This is a genomic window from Rhizobium sp. P40RR-XXII, assembly GCF_012641405.1.
Taxonomy (GTDB): Bacteria; Pseudomonadota; Alphaproteobacteria; order Rhizobiales; family Rhizobiaceae; genus Rhizobium.
The window spans coordinates 95387-113147 of record NZ_JABAII010000017.1 but is presented as its reverse complement, the minus strand read 5'-3'; the positions used below and the strand labels follow the sequence as shown (position 1 = coordinate 113147).

Genomic DNA, 17761 nt, shown 5'->3' with positions numbered 1-17761 from the left:
CATCCTCGACACTGGACGCAATTTCCGACAACACGGGCATGTCCTTGCATCCGACGTGTATGTCTCTTCTCGCTCCGGCGGGAGAATCTCAATGTAGAATTCCGACAGGGTATCGTCCGCGCTTCGGTCCATGGCGATGCTCCAGTTCGAGGTTACATCAAAGATAGGAAGCGTCGACGGCTGCACAAGCCGGCGGAGATCGTCATCAGGGACGCTCCAATTTGAATACAGCGCCACAATGGAGCTATCGTCTTGACGATCCTCCGCCAACCTTGTTCATTCGTGCCATGTTCAAAGCCGCAAACGCTGTGCAGATCAGAGTCTCCATCGATGAGATCGAGCCGGACGTCTGGCGCCGTCTGGTCCTGCCGGTCCACTGGAACCTGGAGCATCTGCATTGCGGAATTCAGGCTGCATTCAACTGGTGGGACTATCATCTCTATGAATTCCGCATCGGCGGCCTGCGGTATGGTGACGTCGAGACGCTAATGGAGGATGCGAGCGATGACGATCCTCGCGTCTTCGATCAGACAGAGGTTCGCTTGCTGGACTTCGAACAAGGTGCCGTCTTCAGCTACCATTATGATTTCGGGGATGGCTGGCGGCACACTGTCGCGGTAGAGGAGTTCTTGGCGCTCGGCTCTGCGCCCAAACACGGTAGCTGCGTCGCCGGCGCAAGGGCGCGACCGCCCGAAGATGTCGGCGGCGTGTCGGGATATGAGCGGTTCTTAGAGATCATCGCCGACCGGGAAGATCCCGAATATGCCGAAACCATTCGTTGGTGCGGTGGATACTTTGATCCGGAATGGTTCGACCTGTCGATGGCGGATAAAGATCTCCGCAATGCTTTGCGCTCGAATGTCAAACGGCGTCTGTATCAACCGAAGCCGAAAGCCGTCCCGAAAAAATAGGTTGGGCGAGGGCTCGAGGTGGAACGTCTTGAAGGCATACAAACCGGCGGTTCCCATGTTCATGTCATTGGTCGGACAGGACACAAAAAGGCGATTGTGAGGATGCCGTGATGCCAGTCTTTAGGATGGTGATCGGGCCTGGCGGGAGAGTCGGGATCTATGACAGATAGCCGTACGGATCGACGGAATAGGTGATCGTCTCGCCGCAAGATGCTAAGCCGTGACACCAACAGTCGGACGGGAACTCACATCTGATTTGCGATAGTCGAGCACCATCCTGGCTCCGTCGCGCGGCACTCGTTTAAAATCGCATATTGAATTTGGCGTTAATTCCATGGCTTTGGCTCTCGCTGCTCAGTTGGCCCTGATATGACAGGCCAAAGCTCGCCGCGTCTTTGATGGGTAAGTCGAAACCGAGTTCCAGCGCAGCAGCGTCTTTGGTGATGGGTATGCCGGCAACAGCGAACGCATTGCCGCTGGCAAAGCTGTTGGTGGAAGATGGTGTGGTATCGCCAAAGGCATGGCGCCAACCAATAAGACCTCGTACGGTCGCTTGCACCGGCCCCAAGTCGATCTCGCTCGAAGCGCGCATTCCAAGTGTTGTGAAACTGGTATCGGTGCTGTCACCTTCGACCCTTTGCGCACCGGCACCCCCCTGTTCGGCAAAGCCATTTGTCTGAAGGTTCACATGGGCGAGGTTAATGAACGGCTCCAATGCGAATGGCGCGAGATCGATCCGATAGCCGAGCTCGCCGAATGCTTGAAAACTGAACGCATTGTGGTCCGCCGACAATCGGTCCCGGAAGCCGGTAAAGGTGGCGGAGCGATGTATGTCGATATCATGCCATGAATAAGCAAGCCCGGAGCGGAAGGCCAGCGAGCCCCATTCGGCGCCGGAGTAGAGGCCGATATGGTAGTTGTCGCTGCCGCCCGAAGAGGCGCGCTCAGTGGAATCGAACGATGAGTGACTATATCCTCCGAGAATGCCAAGCCGCCAATCATCCGTCACCATCCCATCGAGGCCAAGGACGAAGCCAGTCATGGAGTGGTCGATGGCAGCGGCATTTCCATCGCCGTCAACTCGGCTCCACGCGCCGAAACCGTTCGTCCAAAGGCTGACCCCATTGTCATCCTGAGCACGGGCGGAAACCGGTCCGTCGGCTCCATAGCTGACAACAGTTGACGCTGACGTTCCGACGTCACCAAAAGCGGCCCGAATACGTTCATTAATAGCATTGCGGACCTGCCACGCGTCTTCAATCATGGCCGTTTTAGCCGAGGCATGGATTTCACCGGACAACTGATCGAAGGCGCTCCTCGCACTTGCACTGTCGAGCTGTACAACCGCATCATAAAGCGCATCGCCGAAGCCAAGGCTTTCGAGAGCATTGGCCGTGACACGCTGGTTCCGTGTGTTGGCGACATCGGTGAAGGCCAAGCTGTTGCGGGCCAGCGTCAGCGTCACCTCGTTTGCGCCATAGCCAAGAGTTGGATCGAGAAAAGCGAAACTGGAGCTGACGCTGTCAAACGCGCCTGTCAGCCCAGCATTGGCATGAAGGATCGTATAAGTCGCTGTCGGGGCATATGCGCCGGTGACGCCAACATGAACGACCGAACCTCCGTTGAGAGCGGCGCTACCGGTCACAGCGATGAGATCGCTGATCGTGGTACCGGGCACCACTTCCACGTCGTAGCGCGCGCCAGAACCGAAAAAGAGATTGCCATCAACGGTGAGCGTTCCCGGTGAGTTACCCGGGCTGATCGCGCTGCCTGGATTTAGCGTGACGGTGGAACCCGCCCCATTGCCGATCGTGCCCGAGCCCCCCAGGACAGCGCCGTTGCCGACCACGAAAGAGCCGCCAAGACGGGCATTGCTGCCTGGACCGCCCACTGTGAGCTTGCCGTTGAGGATGGATGTCTCTCCCACATAACCAGAACTATCGCCGCCCATCACAAGGGTGCCATTGCCATCCTTCACGAAACTGCCCGATCCGGACAAGACACCATCATAGGTCGCATTCGTATCCTCAGCGAACGCGAAGGACGCACCGCTGTCGATAGCGACATTGCCATTAAAGCGGCTCGCAGCGGCGGTGAGATCGCCTTGCTCCACAGTCCAGTTCAAAGTTGAACTGCCGGTGAGCGACAAGGAGCCGACGCCGCGTTTAATCATCTGGCCGCTGACGCCGGCAAGACCGGTGATATTCCCATCGAAACTGCCATCGCTCGCCTGGTTGAAGACCGTCGTCGCGCCGTTGAAAATAGTTCCCGAGATCGAATGCGAACTGCCGATAAGTGTCCCGCCTGATACGCGAGTATCGCCATAGGAACCGGTGCCGGACAAGATCAGCGTGCCGCTGCCTTGCTTGGCCAGGTCACCCTCACCGCTCATCACTCCACCGAGGGTAAGCTCGTTGGAACTGGCAACATTGAAAGCACCACCCGATGGGCCGAGTGTGACGCTGCGCAAGCTTGCGAAGCTTGCAGTTGCGGTAAGCATGCCGCCATTCAAGCTCAAGCTGCCCGAGGAGTCGCCGAGATTGGCATTGCTTGCAACTTCGATCGCACCGCCGAGAATAGTAGTGCCGCCGCTGTAGCTGTTGGTGCCGGAAAGGACCAGCGTGCCTGCTTCGGTTTTCGTAATCCCGCCGGTCCCTGTAATGGTTGTGGCAATCTCGGCGCGATCCGCCAGAACACGGATTTCCGCGTTTTTGTCGGCGCGTTGCGAACCGTCGATCAGAAGAGAACCGCCACCCTGCAGGCGGTAGCCTTCATCGACGAACTGCAGTCCCTTGAAGCTTTGTGTTCCAACAACGTCGATAGTCGCACCGGCGAACAAGCCGGAGGGATCATCCTTGAACACCGCGGTATTCCCGGCCCAAACGGCGGGCAAGGAGCCGTTCTGGTTGAACCAGAGCGTGCCCGACGTCGTCCAGCTGCCGGTGCCGCCGTTCCATGTTTGCAGGTTGTCGTCTCCGACCGCGGCCACGAAAAGGTCCACATACCCGGAGCCCGCCTGGATCTGGTACGCGCTCGGATCTGCGGGTAAGAGCGCATTGCCAATCGTGAGCCCCGGTCCACTCAGATTTCCACCATAGGTCATTAGACGGTAGTAGCCAAACCCGGCTGTGCCGTCGGTGACCCCGGCGCTTTGTTGAAGGTTCAGCGTGCCAGCGAGCGTCAGGTTGCCAGACACATTAAGGCGATCACTCGTTCCTGCGGCAGGATTGCTTTGCGAGCCGGGTCTGCCGAGCTCGTAATCAAATATTGCGCCTGTTGCCAGCGTCAGGTCACCGGCAATGCTCAAATTACCAACCGAGCCCCCGGGCGAAATACGTCCACCCGCATTGACGACAGTAGTGCCGACCGTCCCTGATCCAGAAAGAGTGCCGCCGCTGCCGACCGTCAGTGACGACGAAGAGGTCAACGAAGCGCCAGCTGCAACGACAAGCGTTCCGTTATTGATATTGGTCGCGCCGGTATAGCTGGCAGTACCGCCGATACTGAGGATGCCATCGCCAGCTTTCACAAGATTTCCGACACCGTTTATCGCACCATTGAGAGAAAGCGTTGTGCCGCTATTTGCTCCGAAATATCCTCCCCCTGCGCCCAGTGTCATCGTTTTCTGCGTGGCAAAGCTTGCCGTCGCCGTCAGAGACGCACCGTTCAGTGTGACCACATTGCCTGTGCCGCCGAGATTTGCATCGGAGGACGCGTTGATGTTCTTGCCATTTAGAACAGCCAGTCCGCCAGTGAAGCTATTGTTGCCGGCGAGCGTCAGAGTCCCTATCCCATCAACGAGCACACTGCCTGTACCTGACAGCGCGCCCGAGTAGGTGTTGTTTCCAAGGTCGGTGATGCGAAGGAGGCCGTTATTCAGGATGTCGCCGCGGATGCTGACGGTGCTTCCAGCCAAAGTGCCGCTTTCAATGACGGTGCCGCCGGTATAGCGGTTTTGGCTGTTTGTAAGTTCCAATGTGCCTGTGCCGCGCTGAACGACCTTGCCCGTACCGTCGATCTTGCCACTAAATGCGATGGAGTCCGAGCGGTTGAAGGCGAGGGTCCCATTGGTCACCACATCGCCAACGATCGATCCCGAGGTGCCGCCCGCACCGATCTGCAGGCTGCCAGCAGAGATTGTGGTGGCGCCCGTATAGGTGTTTTCCCCCGTGAGGATGAGAGTGCCGAGATCGGTTTTGTCAAGACCAGAGCTGCCGGTGAGAACGGATGCGATCGTCGCGTCGAAGCTCGCACCCGCGGCGGTGCCGTCGCCGACGCGAATGGTTGTCTCGCTTGTACCCTGCAGAACGAGGGGATCCCCTCTAATTTGGTAGGCATCGGCTGCGAACTGCATCCCGGTAATGCCCACGTCAACACTCGCGTCGTCTATGGTGACCGCGCCGGCCGCGCCCTGAAATACAGCGAAACTTGGGTTCGGATCATAGGAGGTGTTGAGCACTCCCGATTGGTCGGTCCAATTGCCGCCAATTGGGACTGCGTGCGCCGTCCAAGTGCCTGTACCGCCGTCGACAACGCCGTTGTCATGCAGGCTGGCATTCCCGCCGTCCCAGAAGGAAAGAGCAGCACCAGCTGTCGATACAAGATTGACGTTGCCCGCAACGGCGGTTTGTACGGATAGATCGCTCGCACCGATCCCATCTGGCGTGGAGCCTATCGTCAACCCATTGTTCGTCAGTGTGCCGCCGTAATCAAACAGCCGGTAAACACCCCTGCCGAAGTTTCCGGCATCCGAGACATTGAGCGTTCCGCCGAGGGTCAGGTTGCCGCCAACTTCAAACAGGGCTGGCGCCGAACGCGCGCCTAGTGCCGCGTTCGTAATGGAGCCTGAGGCCAGTGAAAGATTACCGCCGATCGCCAGCGTCGTTCCTGCCCGCCCGGAAAGAGTGCCTCCGTTGCCGACACTAACCGATCCTGCGATCGTTCCCGATCCCGTCAGGTTCGCGGCACCGGTGACATTGACGATGGCATTCTTGCTGGTGGTATCGCCGAGGGTGCCGTCTACGGTCAGACTGCCGCCCGACAGGTTGAGCGTGCCGGTGAAATCGCTGCCGGCGCTGTTCGAACCGGTCAGGATCGTATTGCCGGCAAGATGATCGATCGTGCCGGTGCCGGTGATAACGGGGGCAAAACTGTAGTCGGAGCCGTCCGGGTTGCCCGTATGGTTGAAGACAATCGTGCCTGTGCCGGGCCCGAAGGCAATTGTGGACGCATCGATGGTGCCGGCCACCGTTGGGGTATCTCCCGTCGCAGAGCCGATATTGAGCATGCCGGTGGTGGGTCGGTCCATATAAGTGTTCGTCGCAATGAACATCTTGCCGCTGGTGACTGCAAATACGCCGCCGTCGGCAACTGTCAGCGCGCCAATTCCCGCAACGCCAATCGAAGCATCGTTCAAGCTAGTGAATTTCGAGCCTGATCCACTGACTTTGAGAGTGCTGGCTGCGTTCGTGTAGCCGATGTTGCTGTAGCCACCGCCGGTGAATGTTCCCCCGTCCAGAACAGCAAGCGTCGTGTCTCCGACGAGAGAAACATCTCCGTCAGAAATCCAACGCGATCCAGCACCAGTGACTGTCGCTCCGCCACTACCGATTTCCACTCCCGCGCCGTTATGGACTGTTCCACCATCAGCTACTGTTATGTTCGCACGCCCAGCAATCGCAATGCTGAAAGCAGCGGTGACATCAAATGTAGATCCTGGACCGGTTACGGTGAGGATGCCGCTTGAGCCGGGATCCCAGCCGAAGGCAGCAAGAACGCTGTTGACCTGTCCGCCACCGCTGACGGTCAGTTCGCCATCTCCTCCGTAGCCCAGAAGAACCTGAGTTGTCGTCAACCGCGCATCGGTGCCGTTTAAGAGGAGGCTCCCGCTTCCGCCTGCACTGGCTCCGGCCACCAAATTGAATGAATTGATGTTGCTGGTTCCACCAATGGACAGGCTGGCCTCGCCGGTATCGCCAACCTTGAAAATGCCCAGAACGCTCATCGTCTGACCCGACTGCCAGGACAGCGCCGCACCTCGGTCAAGGTTGAGATTGCCCGCGATGGTTCCCGAGCCCGTCAGGTTCGCGGCACCCGTGACATTGACGGTGGCACTATGGTTGTTCGTCGTATCGCCGAAGGTGCCATTGATGGTCAGATTGCCACCCGACAGGTTGAGCGTGCCGGTGAAGTCGCTGCCGGCGCTGTTCGAACCGGTCAGGATCGTATTGCCGGCAAGATGATCGATCGTGCCGGTGCCGGTGATAACGGGGGCAAAACTGTAGTCGGAGCCGTCCGGGTTGCCCGTATGGTTGAAGACAATTGTGCCGGTGCCAGACCCGAAGGCGATCGTGGACGCATCGATGGTGCCGGCCGCCGTTGGGGTATCTCCCATCGCGGAGCCGATATTGAGCATGCCGGTGGTGGGCAGGTTCAAGTAATCGATCGTCGCGATGAATAGCTTGCCGCTGGTGACGCTGAACACGCCGCCATCGGAAACTGTGAGGATGCCCGCTCCGCTGAGGCCAATAGAAGCATCGTTGACGCTGGTGAATTTCGAGCCTGATCCACTGACTTTTAGGGTGTTGGCTGCGTGATTAGTAACGCCAATATTACTATAGCCACCGCTGTTGAACGTTCCTCCGTCCAGAACGGCAAGCGTCGTGCCATCTCCTGTCAGGGAAACATCACCATCGGAAACCCAACGCGATCCAGCACCGGTGACCGTTGCCCCCTCACCACTGATTTCTACATTTCCCCCGTTATGGAGCGTTCCGCCATCATTTACCGTGACGTTCGCACGTCCGCGATTGCCAATGTAAAAACCTTGGTTGACATCAAATGTCGAGCCGAGGCCGGTTACGGTGACGGTGCCGCTTGAACCGGAAGCCCATCCCATTGCAGTAGAAAAACTGCTGAACTGTCCGCCACCACTGACGGTCAGCGCGCCATCTCCGTTATAGCCGACGAGGAGCTGACTGACTGTAGCGTTAGCATTGACGCCGTCGACGATGAGACTCCCGCTTCCGCCTGCACCAGCTCCGACCTCCAGAACATTTGAAGTCAACTTGCTGGCTCCGCCGATAGATAGATTGGCATCCGCAGTATCGCCAATTCCCAAGATGCCCAGAACGCTCATCGTCTGACCCGACTGCCAGGACAGCGTCGCACCTCGGTCAAGGTTGAGATTGCCCGCGATGGTTCCCGAGCCCGTCAGGTTCGCGGCACCCGTGACATTGACGGTGGCACTATGGTTGTTCGTCGTATCGCCGAAGGTGCCATTGATGGTCAGATTGCCACCCGACAGGTTGAGCGTGCCGGTGAAGTCGCTGCCGGCGCTGTTCGAACCGGTCAGGATCGTATTGCCGGCAAGATGATCGATCGTGCCGGTGCCGGTGATAACGGGGGCAAAACTGTAGTCGGAGCCGTCCGGATTGCCCGTATGATTGAAGACAATCGTGCCGGTGCCAGACCCGAACGCGATCGTGGACGCATCAACGGTGCCAGCTGCGGTCGGGGTACCTCCCGCCGCAGAGCCGATGTTAAGCGTGCCGGCGGAGCCGGCCTGCCGCGCAATGTCGAAACTGGCCGTGCTGACTACACCGCCGTTGGCAACCGCCAGCGTACCGGAGCCCGCATCACCGACCACAAGTGAGCCCGCAACTCCCCAGTTTGATCCGGCGCCATCGACGGTTACGGTTCCAGATGAGCTTCCCGCGTTGCCAATAATGCCGGATGCACTGGAAACGGAACCACTTCCGACAACCGTCAACACTCCGTTGCCCGCGTCTCCCACTATCAAGGCGCCGCTAATGACCAAGGGCGATGGAAAATCGGAGGATGGCGCGTTGGACACGATTACTGTTTGACCGTCGACGACCTGATCTTGCGCATGTGCCGTTCGGTGATACACAAGGAGCGCTAGCAGGGATACACCAGCCAAAAGCCCCACTAAAGAAGGCCGGATATTGAGCCTGCTGACGCATTGGAAGCCATTGATGCGATCAGTCACTCTTTTGTTCATCCTTTGCACTTGCCGATACTGCTGCAAAGTCCGAGTGGACCCGCGCCTTATCGGATCGGTTCCGCTCCTGTGAGCCGTGAGCCATCGGGCGCTTTCGAACCCGTTATTTCGTCATGGGATAAATGGCACCTACGCTTGCGCATAGGCGTCCGGTGCTCAACCGCAGGTATGCGAAACACTAATCCCCTGCCCAATCTTTAGCGCGAGGAAGTTTGATTTTTCCAGCCCAAAAGTTGCATGTATTTTTAGAGGAGCGCCGCGCCTTCGTGTCTTCTCGCCTCAGCTTCGAATGCCAGCTGAAAACGTCAATGCGACAGGTGCTGGTACCGCCTATTCGCCGCTCACAGCCTCATTCTCGCTTATTTCTGAAGCTGATTGAGCCGGTCGAGAGCGGGGGCCAGGCCTTTCAACGAAACGGGAAGACTGAGGCTTTGCGCTCCATCCGCAGCGTTAGCACTCACGGTCAACGATGTACCGGATCTCAATGCGTTTACACTTGCGGCCGTTAAATTCACGGGAACGACACAGCCTACTGGCAGACAGGTCGAGAAGGAAAGTGGAGGTAGCGGCGGATTGTTGTCGATCTTCAGTATTGCGCCGTCCTGAAGCTTCAGCCCAAAGGGGAGCATAAGAACGCCGCTCGCGCCGTTGTCCTTCGAGGCCGCGAGTTCGATTGCCAACACCCGCTGGCCATTCTGCTGGGTTTGTACCTGCGCGACCGAGCATATCTTGTTGTTCTGCATAAGGCTGCAGGTCACCCGCCAATCTTGGAAGGTTTCCTGAAGTGAACTGGCGCCTCCTGGCAGGGCGGAAGATGGTGTCTGAGCAAACGCGGCACTTGCCAGTACGCCGACGATCAAGCTCGCCGGACCCAAAGAGAGCGGGTTGAATTTTCTCATATCAAAAACTTACCTGATTTTAAACCGCGTTTACCAAATGAAGCTGTCCAAGTCGTTACCCGCCGTGATTGCGCCGCAAGGGCAACACTTCATTTTGTGAACGGTAATCCAAGTAACCCGTCCGGTACAAGAGGTTCTGCATTCCATCTTTTCGAAGCGGAAAAGCGCTCCAAAGTGGCGTCATCATCATTACGCAGAGCCGTTTTCTGATTTCGCCCGATCAGCGACCCGCTCCGCCATCATGGAGTAGTGCGCCATCTGGCCGATAACGAAGTTTCCGAACTCCGTCACGAGGTCTGGCTCAATATTGATAATTTTTCCTTCGCGGACCGCGAAAAGACCTGCTTGCCTTGCCTCCAAGAACAGGTTTCCGATGTGCTGACGCGACACTTTGAAGTGCCTGGCGAACACGTCCTGCGTTGGACGAAGTTGCCAAGTCTGGTCTCCTAAAACAGTTGCGTAGTGGCAGCCAATTACTGCCGTCAGCGCCATGTATCCGGCATCGCGTTCGCTGAAGCGAACGATGGTTGGAAATGGCGAGAAAAGGATATCGGCTCCCCGATATTCCCGCACAGACTCCCCGATCCATCCAGCAAGAAATTCCGGTTCCGAATGAAGCCTTTGGCAGGTGCCCGGCACTGCTTCACCAAGTACCTCCGCTGCTCTTAAACATGCCAATGGTGATCGAGCGACCTCCAAAAGTAGCTCTTGTGTCGGCACAAGATGGATAGCCCTTCCATCTTGAGGCGAAGACATCGCGTGAACATAACCTCCCGCTCTGAGGTGCTTAATGAGGTCGGCGACCTGGCGGGGGCTTGCCGGCACATTGTCCTGAAGCGTCTTCAGCGTGGGCGGAACTTCACCGGTCTCCGACCAGCGCACGAAATTTCCGATCAAGCTGTACGCTGTGATGTAACGAAACTTCTGCCCGAAAACCTTGTTTGCTGGCCAGGCCGCCGACGATGGCATGCACATGTCGCGACAGTAGCCATGGAGCGCGTCGAGAAGCCTTGGATGGTTCCGCAGCTTTGCCGCGCGCCGCCAGACAGGCGTTGCTCTATGAGCTGCAACGCCTTGAAACAAGGGAAAACGTGCTGACAAAGTTTCCTCTGATTGAATGTTCAAACCCCGGTTGCCTAGACTAAGCGGCACCGCATTCCGCGCGCAAGCTATTAATGCCAAGAGCAAGCTTGTGTTATGCAAGGGCCATGAGCCGCTGTCCCATTCCCTTAAAAGTATCCATGCGGAGACGCGTCTCGTCGGCGATCGAAGAGGGCCCATACCTCAACGGTCCGCTATGGTGTGGTGGTCCAATATCGCGGGATAGGATCAGGTGGGAGATTTGGCGACCTGCCTCATTCGCTCCGAGATTTCATTGATCACGTTCTCATCGCCAGTGATAGAAGTCCAATATAGGTTTCGACCTCGATGGTTATCGCGCTTCCGGCTTATGGCGCCTGCATTGTCTCGATTTCCTGCGATCCCGCGACGGACCAATTCCGGCTTTTGACGAAGGCACCAAGCTTTCGCATAACCTTCATGACCGCCGCCCGTGGGTATTGATCATATCCCGGGCCGAATATCACAGTTACCGCCATCAATTGATCCGGTTAATGAGGATGGGCATTTCTGTCAGCTATCAACTCTTTGGCGAGCGGTAGCCGAAAGCGTCAGCCGGACGAAAGCGATTGCAGTGCTCGAATGAGATTCGGATTGGGCAATCTTGCGCTTGTCAAGAGGAAGATCGGAGCAGGCCATCGACGAGTAGCCGGTGCCGAAATCATGCAAATCACGGCCCTGCCGATTGAACCGGAACCCACACCCGAGCCGGCGCCTGATGACTTGATGACAGCACGAGCGCGCCGACAATAGCGACCATGGCAATCAGGATGGCGATGATGGGAAAGGCTGTACCAGACGGCTTGTTTTCGTGGAATGTCATTGATTGCTCCTGGGGGACCGGCGGTGCGTATGGCACCGCCGGGACACTGGTTTTAAGCGTCGATGATAAAGACAATTGTTAGAGCTTCGGCATCGACGATGACGATGCGGCCATCTGCAAGGATGAAGAAGCGATAACCTTCATATTGCGGAACGATCTTCACGATGCGTGGCGGCAATGTCTCAAGCCGGATCTTCTTCGGGATTTTCACCCCGACGGAGACCGTGAAATCGACCTCCTTCACAGGCGCAACATGAACGTCCTTCACCGCCGTCCGAATTTCGGTCTGCTGTTCGACGGAAATGTTGACGTTGGTCTTGGTGTTCGTCTGGTTGTTGGTCGTCGTGTTGTTATTGACGTTGGTCTCGGACGAACTCTTATTTGTCGTCGTCGCGTTCTGATCGGTCGATTGCTTGTTTGCATCGCCGCTCTGCGTGCTGGCGCCGCCGCTTGTGCCTTCAGCACGCTTGGTGTTTTGCGTGCCGCTCTTCGTGCCTGTGGTGGCGGCCCCGCTGCTATCCGTCATGCCGGATTTGGCAGCGGGCTTCTGTTTATTGATGGTATCGCCTCCGGCGTCTTGCGAGCCGGATTTGGTTTCTGTCGATGACTTGCCCGATGCAGTCCCGCTGGTCGAGCTGTCGGTCGGCGGCTGCTCGGTGCTCTTTTGTGTGTCAGAGCTCTTACCGGCCTTTTGCTGCGATGACTGCCCCTTACCCTGTGGGCAGGATCCCGAAGCGTCGGAGGTGCAGTCTGCGCCGGTCTTACCGGAGCCGGTCTGCGACCCAGTGTCCGTGCTTTGGGAACCAGATTGGGCCTGGCCACTACTTTTCGTATCCTGCTGGGCCATGGCCGACAGTGTCGCGAGCGGCGAAATGCTCAGCGACAGCGTTGCCAGAAGTATTGTGAGATGGTTGCTTTTCATGATCGATCTCGGAGGTTTGGGCACAGCTTGCCGCCCGCATTCCCATGCGGCACACGCGTGCCCTTATGTTGGAAAGAGGGCGGCTGCCGCCGCCGGTCGGTTAATGGATGACCTGAATGACCTTCCGCGAGGAAGGCTCGACGATGACACGCTGGTCATTGACGATTGCATATGCATATTTCGGATCGTCGGGAACCGGAGTTACGACGACGGTTTCCGGCAGGGGCTGCCCGACAACCACCTTTTCCTTCACCACGACCCGTTTGGTCGGGGCGGGAGCCTCCTGAACATAGGTCACAACCTTTTGCGGCGGCGGATCAATCGCGGTGCCGATGACTGCGCCGGCAACACCACCGACAGCTGCGCCAGCTGGGCCGCCGACGATGGCCCCGGTGACTGCACCACCGGCCGCGCCGTTGACCGTTGAGGATTGGGCAAAGGCCGCTGTCGATGCCAGCAGGATACCCGCGGCAATGCCTACTACTTTGATATTCATGTTTTTTCCTCCTTTTCTGCGGTTGGATCCGCTGGAGAATTAACCGTCGGATGACGCTAGAGTTCCCGGTTAGGACTTCGTGCCCCTGTGCCGTCAGACCTTAGTCCTAGCCCGGTTGGGTTGGCCTCTCCCGCCGTGTAGAATCCGGCTCAGAAATCCGGTTCTGGACTGTCTGAGGACCGACATCATGGCGGCACGCGAGATTGCTTCCTCTCGGACTGCGTGGGTTCGCCCAAACGCCAACGCGAACGAAATCGCAAAAGGTCGACAACGCAGCAGTCGCCGCCCTGCGGTGCGACTATGGCGTCATGGATCCGTCGAGCCATATATGCTCGCATGGACTCCTGTCTGTCGGTTTCGTCTGGCGTGGATGGGAACGCCAACGTTCGCCATGTCTTCTGGCGAGCCGGACGCATAACAAAAGGTGCATGTCCGGTTCTGCGAGGGGTGGTGAGAAACGGACCGCCGTGGGCGGCACCGCGCTCGCCACCTACTCTCCACCTCACATACGACATCCGCGCGCTTTCCCCTGACTAAGCTCCGTATCTCGACCATCCCAGTGGATCTGGTCGAAAACAAGAAAAGCAGGAACGTAAGGCAGACCATATCGCCGAAAGCTATAGGACCGCGGCGTTTCGGAGAAAGAGGCCGAACGTCGCGCCTGGGCGACCGTCAACAAAGACGACGGCGGCGGAAGAAGAGTGAAAAGGCCGCTGCATCACGATCTGCCGCCGATCGCTCGGCGTCGGCGAAGAAGGCTGCGGCAACCCGGAAACGCAATTCAGAACAGGCCCATCATTAGCGGCGGCGCTGGTACTGGGGGCCATCTGGCACCTCTCGATCAGGCGATTTCTCGGAAGGTGATCGAATAACGAAGCTGATCGACAGGGGGGATGGAATGCTCCCATTCGCTGCGCGCAGGTCCCGAGAGCACGTAGGCAGAGCCGGGTTCGGCAATGACCGAGATGCGTTCCCATTTGTCGCCGGCACGGCGCCGAAGCCTGAATGTGCAAGCTGACAAAAGAGAAACCCCGACAACCCGCCCGAAGACGTTTTTGTCTCGGTGCCACCCGATAGGCGCACCGGCTGCATATTCGGTGATGAGAGCCTGTTGCAGTTGATCCGGGGCAATGCCGGCAAAGGCTGCGGCAATGGTTCGCACCGGCAGGAGAAACGGCGGGATGTCTTCGGTCCGCCTCACCTGCTGGGTGTCGAAGTCGTATTTCCAACCATAAGAGATCACCCTCCGCTTGCCTTCGAAACCGTGGAAGTCAAACGGCTTCAGCGACAGTTGCGGTAGTTCACGCAGGAGGTCCGACTGGACCGATTCAGGGACCACGCGAGGTTGGTATCGGAAACCGGTGGGTAGGTCCGGCTCCGCTTTGCCGAATAGATCTGCTTGCGCTGACAAACCCATGGTCAATTCTCCGCCTCAATGCACGCTGGGGACTTTGACAAACACTAGATGAACGGACTGGAGACACATTGTTTTACCGCATCGAAGGTGTGCGCACGAGCTAGCTCGCAATCTTAGAATCTTCTCCGTTCAATCCCTAGCGTGCCCACCGCTGCCGCTGAAATCGCGCTAGCCCCGATTGTTATAGTCAAGATAGCCTTCCGTTCCTTGTGTAAACCATTTTTGAGCGTCGTCCTGTGCCAATGGCAGACCTTCAGCCACGCGTCTCGGAAAATCCGGGTTGGCAATAAACGGCCGGCCAAACGCGACGGCGTCACCTATACCGGCGTCAAGCTCTGTTTGGGCACGCATGGCGTCGAAATCCGAGTTCAGGATCAACGGCCCCTTAAATGCCGGCCGCAAATGCCGCGCCAGGGGATCGATCTCTCCCACGCCGAATGTCCCATTGACCGGTGGCTCCCGCAATTCGACATGAGCGACGCCTATTGCGGATAGTGCTTCGAGAGCCTTCGTGAACAGCGGGAGCGGGTCGCTGTCACGCACCCCTTGGGTTTCGCCATTCGGGGAAAGACGGACACCGACCCGATCAGCGCCGATCGCATCAGCGACAGTCTGGGCCGTTTCCTTCAAAAACCGGACGCGGTTCTCAATCGCTCCGCCATAGCGATCGTCCCGAAAGTTAGCGCTGTCTCGCAAGAACTGGTCGATGAGATAACCGTTCGAGGCGTGAAGCTGAATCCCATCGAAGCCAGCGTCTATCGCATTGAGAGCGGCCCCCCGGAAATTTTCCACCACCTCAGCGATCTCGTCGATCGATAGCGGCCGTGCGCGTTCATAAGGTTTCTTGCCCTCATAGGTGTGGGCATGATTGGGCGCGACGGTGGCGGATGCCGACACCGGTTGGCGACCACCTAGGAAGTCCGAATGAACGACGCGCCCCATTTGCCAGAGCTGCGCTATGATCCGTCCGCCACGCTCGTGAACGGCTTCGGTAACGTTTCGCCATCCGGTGATCTGATCGCGTGACCATATGCCCGTCGCGTATGGCCAGCCAAGGCCGAGTTGGTTGATGCCGATCGCCTCGCTGATGATGAGACCGGCGGAAGCCCGTTGGGCGTAGTAATCGGCCATGATGGCCGTTGGCAAGTGGTCCCTTGTACCACGAGCCCGTGTCATGGGCGCCATCAGGACACGGTTCGGCGCCTTGATGGCGCCGAGCTGAATAGGGTCAAAAAGACTCGGCATGGATATGATCCTTCAATTCTGCAATGTCAGACGAGACGCGAGCCGCCGTCGATGTTGAGGACGGCGCCATTCATCCAGCCGTTGGCCATCAGGAAGACGACGGCAGCACCTGCTTCCTCGGCAGTGCCGACCCGGTGCAGAGGAAGCTTCTGAGCGAGGGCTTCAAGGTAGGCTGCCCGGCCATCCCCCAGCGTCTTGGACAGGATCGGCGTATCGATCGGGCCCGGCGACAGCGTATTGACGCGACGTGGCGCGAGTTCCACCGCAAGCCCGCGGGCAAAGGCCTCCATCGCAGCAGAAGCGGCCGCGAGAACAGCTGTGCCGTAGGCATTGGGCCGGTCAGCCAGCGCGCCAGAGATGAAGGTGATCGAAGCATCCGCAGACAGGTTGTCGCCAAGCGTTCGCAGAATATGGATGGCCGCCCAGATGCGCTCTTCGAAGGCCCGACGCAGATAAGTCACATCGGCTTCCAGCACCTTGCCGGCGACGAACGTCCCGGCAAGAAGCACGAGGTGATCGACGTGACCGATATCGGAAAGCGCTTTTTGGATTGCTTCAGGGCTGGTGACATCGGCTGCGCGCCAGCCTTCGAAGCCATGCTCCGTTGCAACGGTCCGGGAGCGCTCCTGGTCCGAACCAAGGACTATTACGCGCGCGCCTGCGCCTTTTGCTTCGATGGCCGCCGCAAGGCCAATGCCTGACGTGCCGCCGACGATGAGGACGCGCTTGCCTTTGAGGGCATTTGAGGGGTTGAAGTTAGTTGTATCAGACATCTCGATCTCCATTTTGGCGCCATCCTTGGCGCGATGGAGAGAACGTAGACCGCGTAATCGATCTTGATAATCAGGCTTGAACTCGCTTTACTCGTTCCATGGCGGAACGAATTGGATTCGACAGATTAACCGGTGTCATTGCTTTTGCGCGGGCGGCTTCGCTTGGCAGCTATGCTGCAGCGGCGCGATCATTGGCAGTTTCGCCGTCGGCAGTAAGCAAGAGCGTCCAGAGGCTCGAGCAGCAATTTGGCATAAGCTTGTTCACGCGAACGACCCGATCCTTGACGCTAACACCGGAGGGGCGGGATCTCCATGAGCGGGCATTGCGCCTGTTGCGGGAGGCCGAGGACATCGAGCAGGCTGCTGTTGCTGCGCGCGCCGAACCTTCGGGCTTCATGAAGGTCACGGCACCGCTTCCGATTGGAGTCCATCTGATCGCGCCCGCGTTGCCTGCGTTTAGGAAACGATATCCCAAGGTGATCGTCGACCTTCGTCTTGGAGACCGGTTCACCGATCTGGTCGAAGAAGGGATTGATATCGCCATCCGGGTCGGAGAGCCGGCTGACTCCAGGCTGGTGGCCAAGAAGTTGGCGCCGAACAGGGTGTGTGCGTTCGCTTCACCCGCATATTTGACTGCTCGCGGCATACCGCAGAAGCCCGAGGACCTCATTGATCACGACTGCGTCAACTTCCGCTATCAAAGCAGCGGTCAAACACTGCGTTGGCCCTTCAAGATCGGTGACAAAATAATCGAGATCATTCCGAATGCCGTCACTATCCTCGACAACAGCGATGCTGTGGCGTCCGTGGTTGCCGCCGGTGGCGGCATCGGTATCTCTCCGACGTACATTACGGCGCCTTTTTTGGAAAACGGCACGCTCGTACCCGTCCTGAAACAGTTTTCCGTCGACCGCAGCAATATCAGTGCATATTGGCCTGAAAGCCGCCGCGGCAATCCAAACGTCAAGGCGTTTGTCGGCTTTCTGGTGGAGATCTTTCCGAACCCGACGCCCTGGGATGTGCGCTTCCAACAAGCCTGAACTCAGCTGACGAGCATTGAAATTGGCGGTGTTCGAAGTTTCACTGCTCTTTAGCCGATCGGAGTCAACGTCAGCTCGCAGCCCCATCGAGTG

The 17761-nt window shown here is 58.1% G+C and carries 11 protein-coding genes and 1 pseudogene; 3 read left to right on the top strand and 9 right to left on the bottom strand.

The features are described 5' to 3' along the window. Positions 1-221 precede the first annotated feature (221 nt). Entirely contained in the window at positions 222-911 is a 690-nt protein-coding gene (locus HGP16_RS26375) for a plasmid pRiA4b ORF-3 family protein (protein ID WP_246705593.1), read from the top strand. A gap of 301 nt (positions 912-1212) precedes the next feature. Here HGP16_RS26375 and HGP16_RS26370 read toward each other — a convergent pair whose 3' ends face one another. The 6 genes from HGP16_RS26370 to HGP16_RS26345 all read right to left on the bottom strand — a co-directional run bounded on the left by HGP16_RS26370 (position 1213) and on the right by HGP16_RS26345 (position 13193). After that, entirely contained in the window at positions 1213-8922 is a 7710-nt protein-coding gene (locus HGP16_RS26370; protein ID WP_168842920.1) for an autotransporter domain-containing protein, read from the bottom strand. A 371-nt stretch (positions 8923-9293) separates the two neighbouring features. Beyond that, positions 9294-9833 carry an invasion associated locus B family protein gene (locus tag HGP16_RS26365; RefSeq protein ID WP_168842919.1) on the bottom strand — a complete coding sequence of 180 codons (540 nt, stop codon included), beginning with the start codon at positions 9831-9833 and terminating at the stop codon, positions 9294-9296. 189 nt (positions 9834-10022) lie between these two features. After that, entirely contained in the window at positions 10023-10958 is a 936-nt protein-coding gene (locus HGP16_RS26360; protein WP_168842918.1) for a MarR family transcriptional regulator, read from the bottom strand. Between the two features lie 664 nt (positions 10959-11622). Next, positions 11623-11775 carry a hypothetical protein gene (locus HGP16_RS26355; RefSeq protein ID WP_168842917.1) on the bottom strand — a complete coding sequence of 51 codons (153 nt, stop codon included), beginning with the start codon at positions 11773-11775 and terminating at the stop codon, positions 11623-11625. A gap of 52 nt (positions 11776-11827) precedes the next feature. After that, positions 11828-12697: a DUF1236 domain-containing protein gene (locus HGP16_RS26350; protein WP_168842916.1), complete on the bottom strand. Its 870-nt coding sequence runs from the start codon at positions 12695-12697 to the stop codon at positions 11828-11830. A gap of 100 nt (positions 12698-12797) precedes the next feature. Then, positions 12798-13193: a DUF1236 domain-containing protein gene (locus tag HGP16_RS26345; RefSeq protein ID WP_168842915.1), complete on the bottom strand. Its 396-nt coding sequence runs from the start codon at positions 13191-13193 to the stop codon at positions 12798-12800. 606 nt (positions 13194-13799) lie between these two features. Here HGP16_RS26345 and HGP16_RS26340 point away from each other — a divergent pair. Further along, positions 13800-13995 (top strand): annotated as a pseudogene (locus HGP16_RS26340) (hypothetical protein). Positions 13996-14034: 39 nt separating this feature from the next. On the opposite strand, the gene HGP16_RS26335 reads toward HGP16_RS26340, so the two are convergent. From HGP16_RS26335 to HGP16_RS26325, 3 genes are all read right to left on the bottom strand, one after another. Next, the gene (locus tag HGP16_RS26335) at positions 14035-14610 is read right to left on the bottom strand and encodes an alpha-ketoglutarate-dependent dioxygenase AlkB (RefSeq protein WP_168842914.1); all 576 of its coding nucleotides are present in this window, start codon (positions 14608-14610) and stop codon (positions 14035-14037) included. Between the two features lie 168 nt (positions 14611-14778). Beyond that, positions 14779-15855, bottom strand: coding sequence for an alkene reductase (locus HGP16_RS26330; RefSeq protein WP_168842913.1), 1077 nt, complete (start codon positions 15853-15855; stop codon positions 14779-14781). 26 nt (positions 15856-15881) lie between these two features. After that, positions 15882-16628, bottom strand: a complete 747-nt coding sequence (locus HGP16_RS26325; RefSeq protein WP_168842912.1) for an SDR family oxidoreductase — start codon at positions 16626-16628, stop codon at positions 15882-15884. Between the two features lie 98 nt (positions 16629-16726). Here HGP16_RS26325 and HGP16_RS26320 point away from each other — a divergent pair, with 98 nt between their 5' ends. Further along, the gene (locus tag HGP16_RS26320) at positions 16727-17668 is read left to right on the top strand and encodes a LysR family transcriptional regulator (protein ID WP_168842911.1); all 942 of its coding nucleotides are present in this window, start codon (positions 16727-16729) and stop codon (positions 17666-17668) included. The last annotated feature ends 93 nt before the right edge of the window (positions 17669-17761 follow it).

Bases quoted from the DNA above. Each gene is read 5' to 3' on its own strand.
- HGP16_RS26365 (WP_168842919.1), bottom strand. From the start codon at position 9,833: ATGAGAAAATTCAACCCGCTCTCTTTGGGTCCGGCGAGCTTGATCGTC.
- HGP16_RS26355 (WP_168842917.1), bottom strand. From the start codon at position 11,775: ATGACATTCCACGAAAACAAGCCGTCTGGTACAGCCTTTCCCATCATC.
- HGP16_RS26350 (WP_168842916.1), bottom strand. From the start codon at position 12,697: ATGAAAAGCAACCATCTCACAATACTTCTGGCAACGCTGTCGCTGAGC.
- HGP16_RS26345 (WP_168842915.1), bottom strand. From the start codon at position 13,193: ATGAATATCAAAGTAGTAGGCATTGCCGCGGGTATCCTGCTGGCATCG.
- HGP16_RS26335 (WP_168842914.1), bottom strand. From the start codon at position 14,610: ATGGGTTTGTCAGCGCAAGCAGATCTATTCGGCAAAGCGGAGCCGGAC.
- HGP16_RS26330 (WP_168842913.1), bottom strand. From the start codon at position 15,855: ATGCCGAGTCTTTTTGACCCTATTCAGCTCGGCGCCATCAAGGCGCCG.
- HGP16_RS26325 (WP_168842912.1), bottom strand. From the start codon at position 16,628: ATGTCTGATACAACTAACTTCAACCCCTCAAATGCCCTCAAAGGCAAG.
- HGP16_RS26320 (WP_168842911.1), top strand. From the start codon at position 16,727: ATGGCGGAACGAATTGGATTCGACAGATTAACCGGTGTCATTGCTTTT.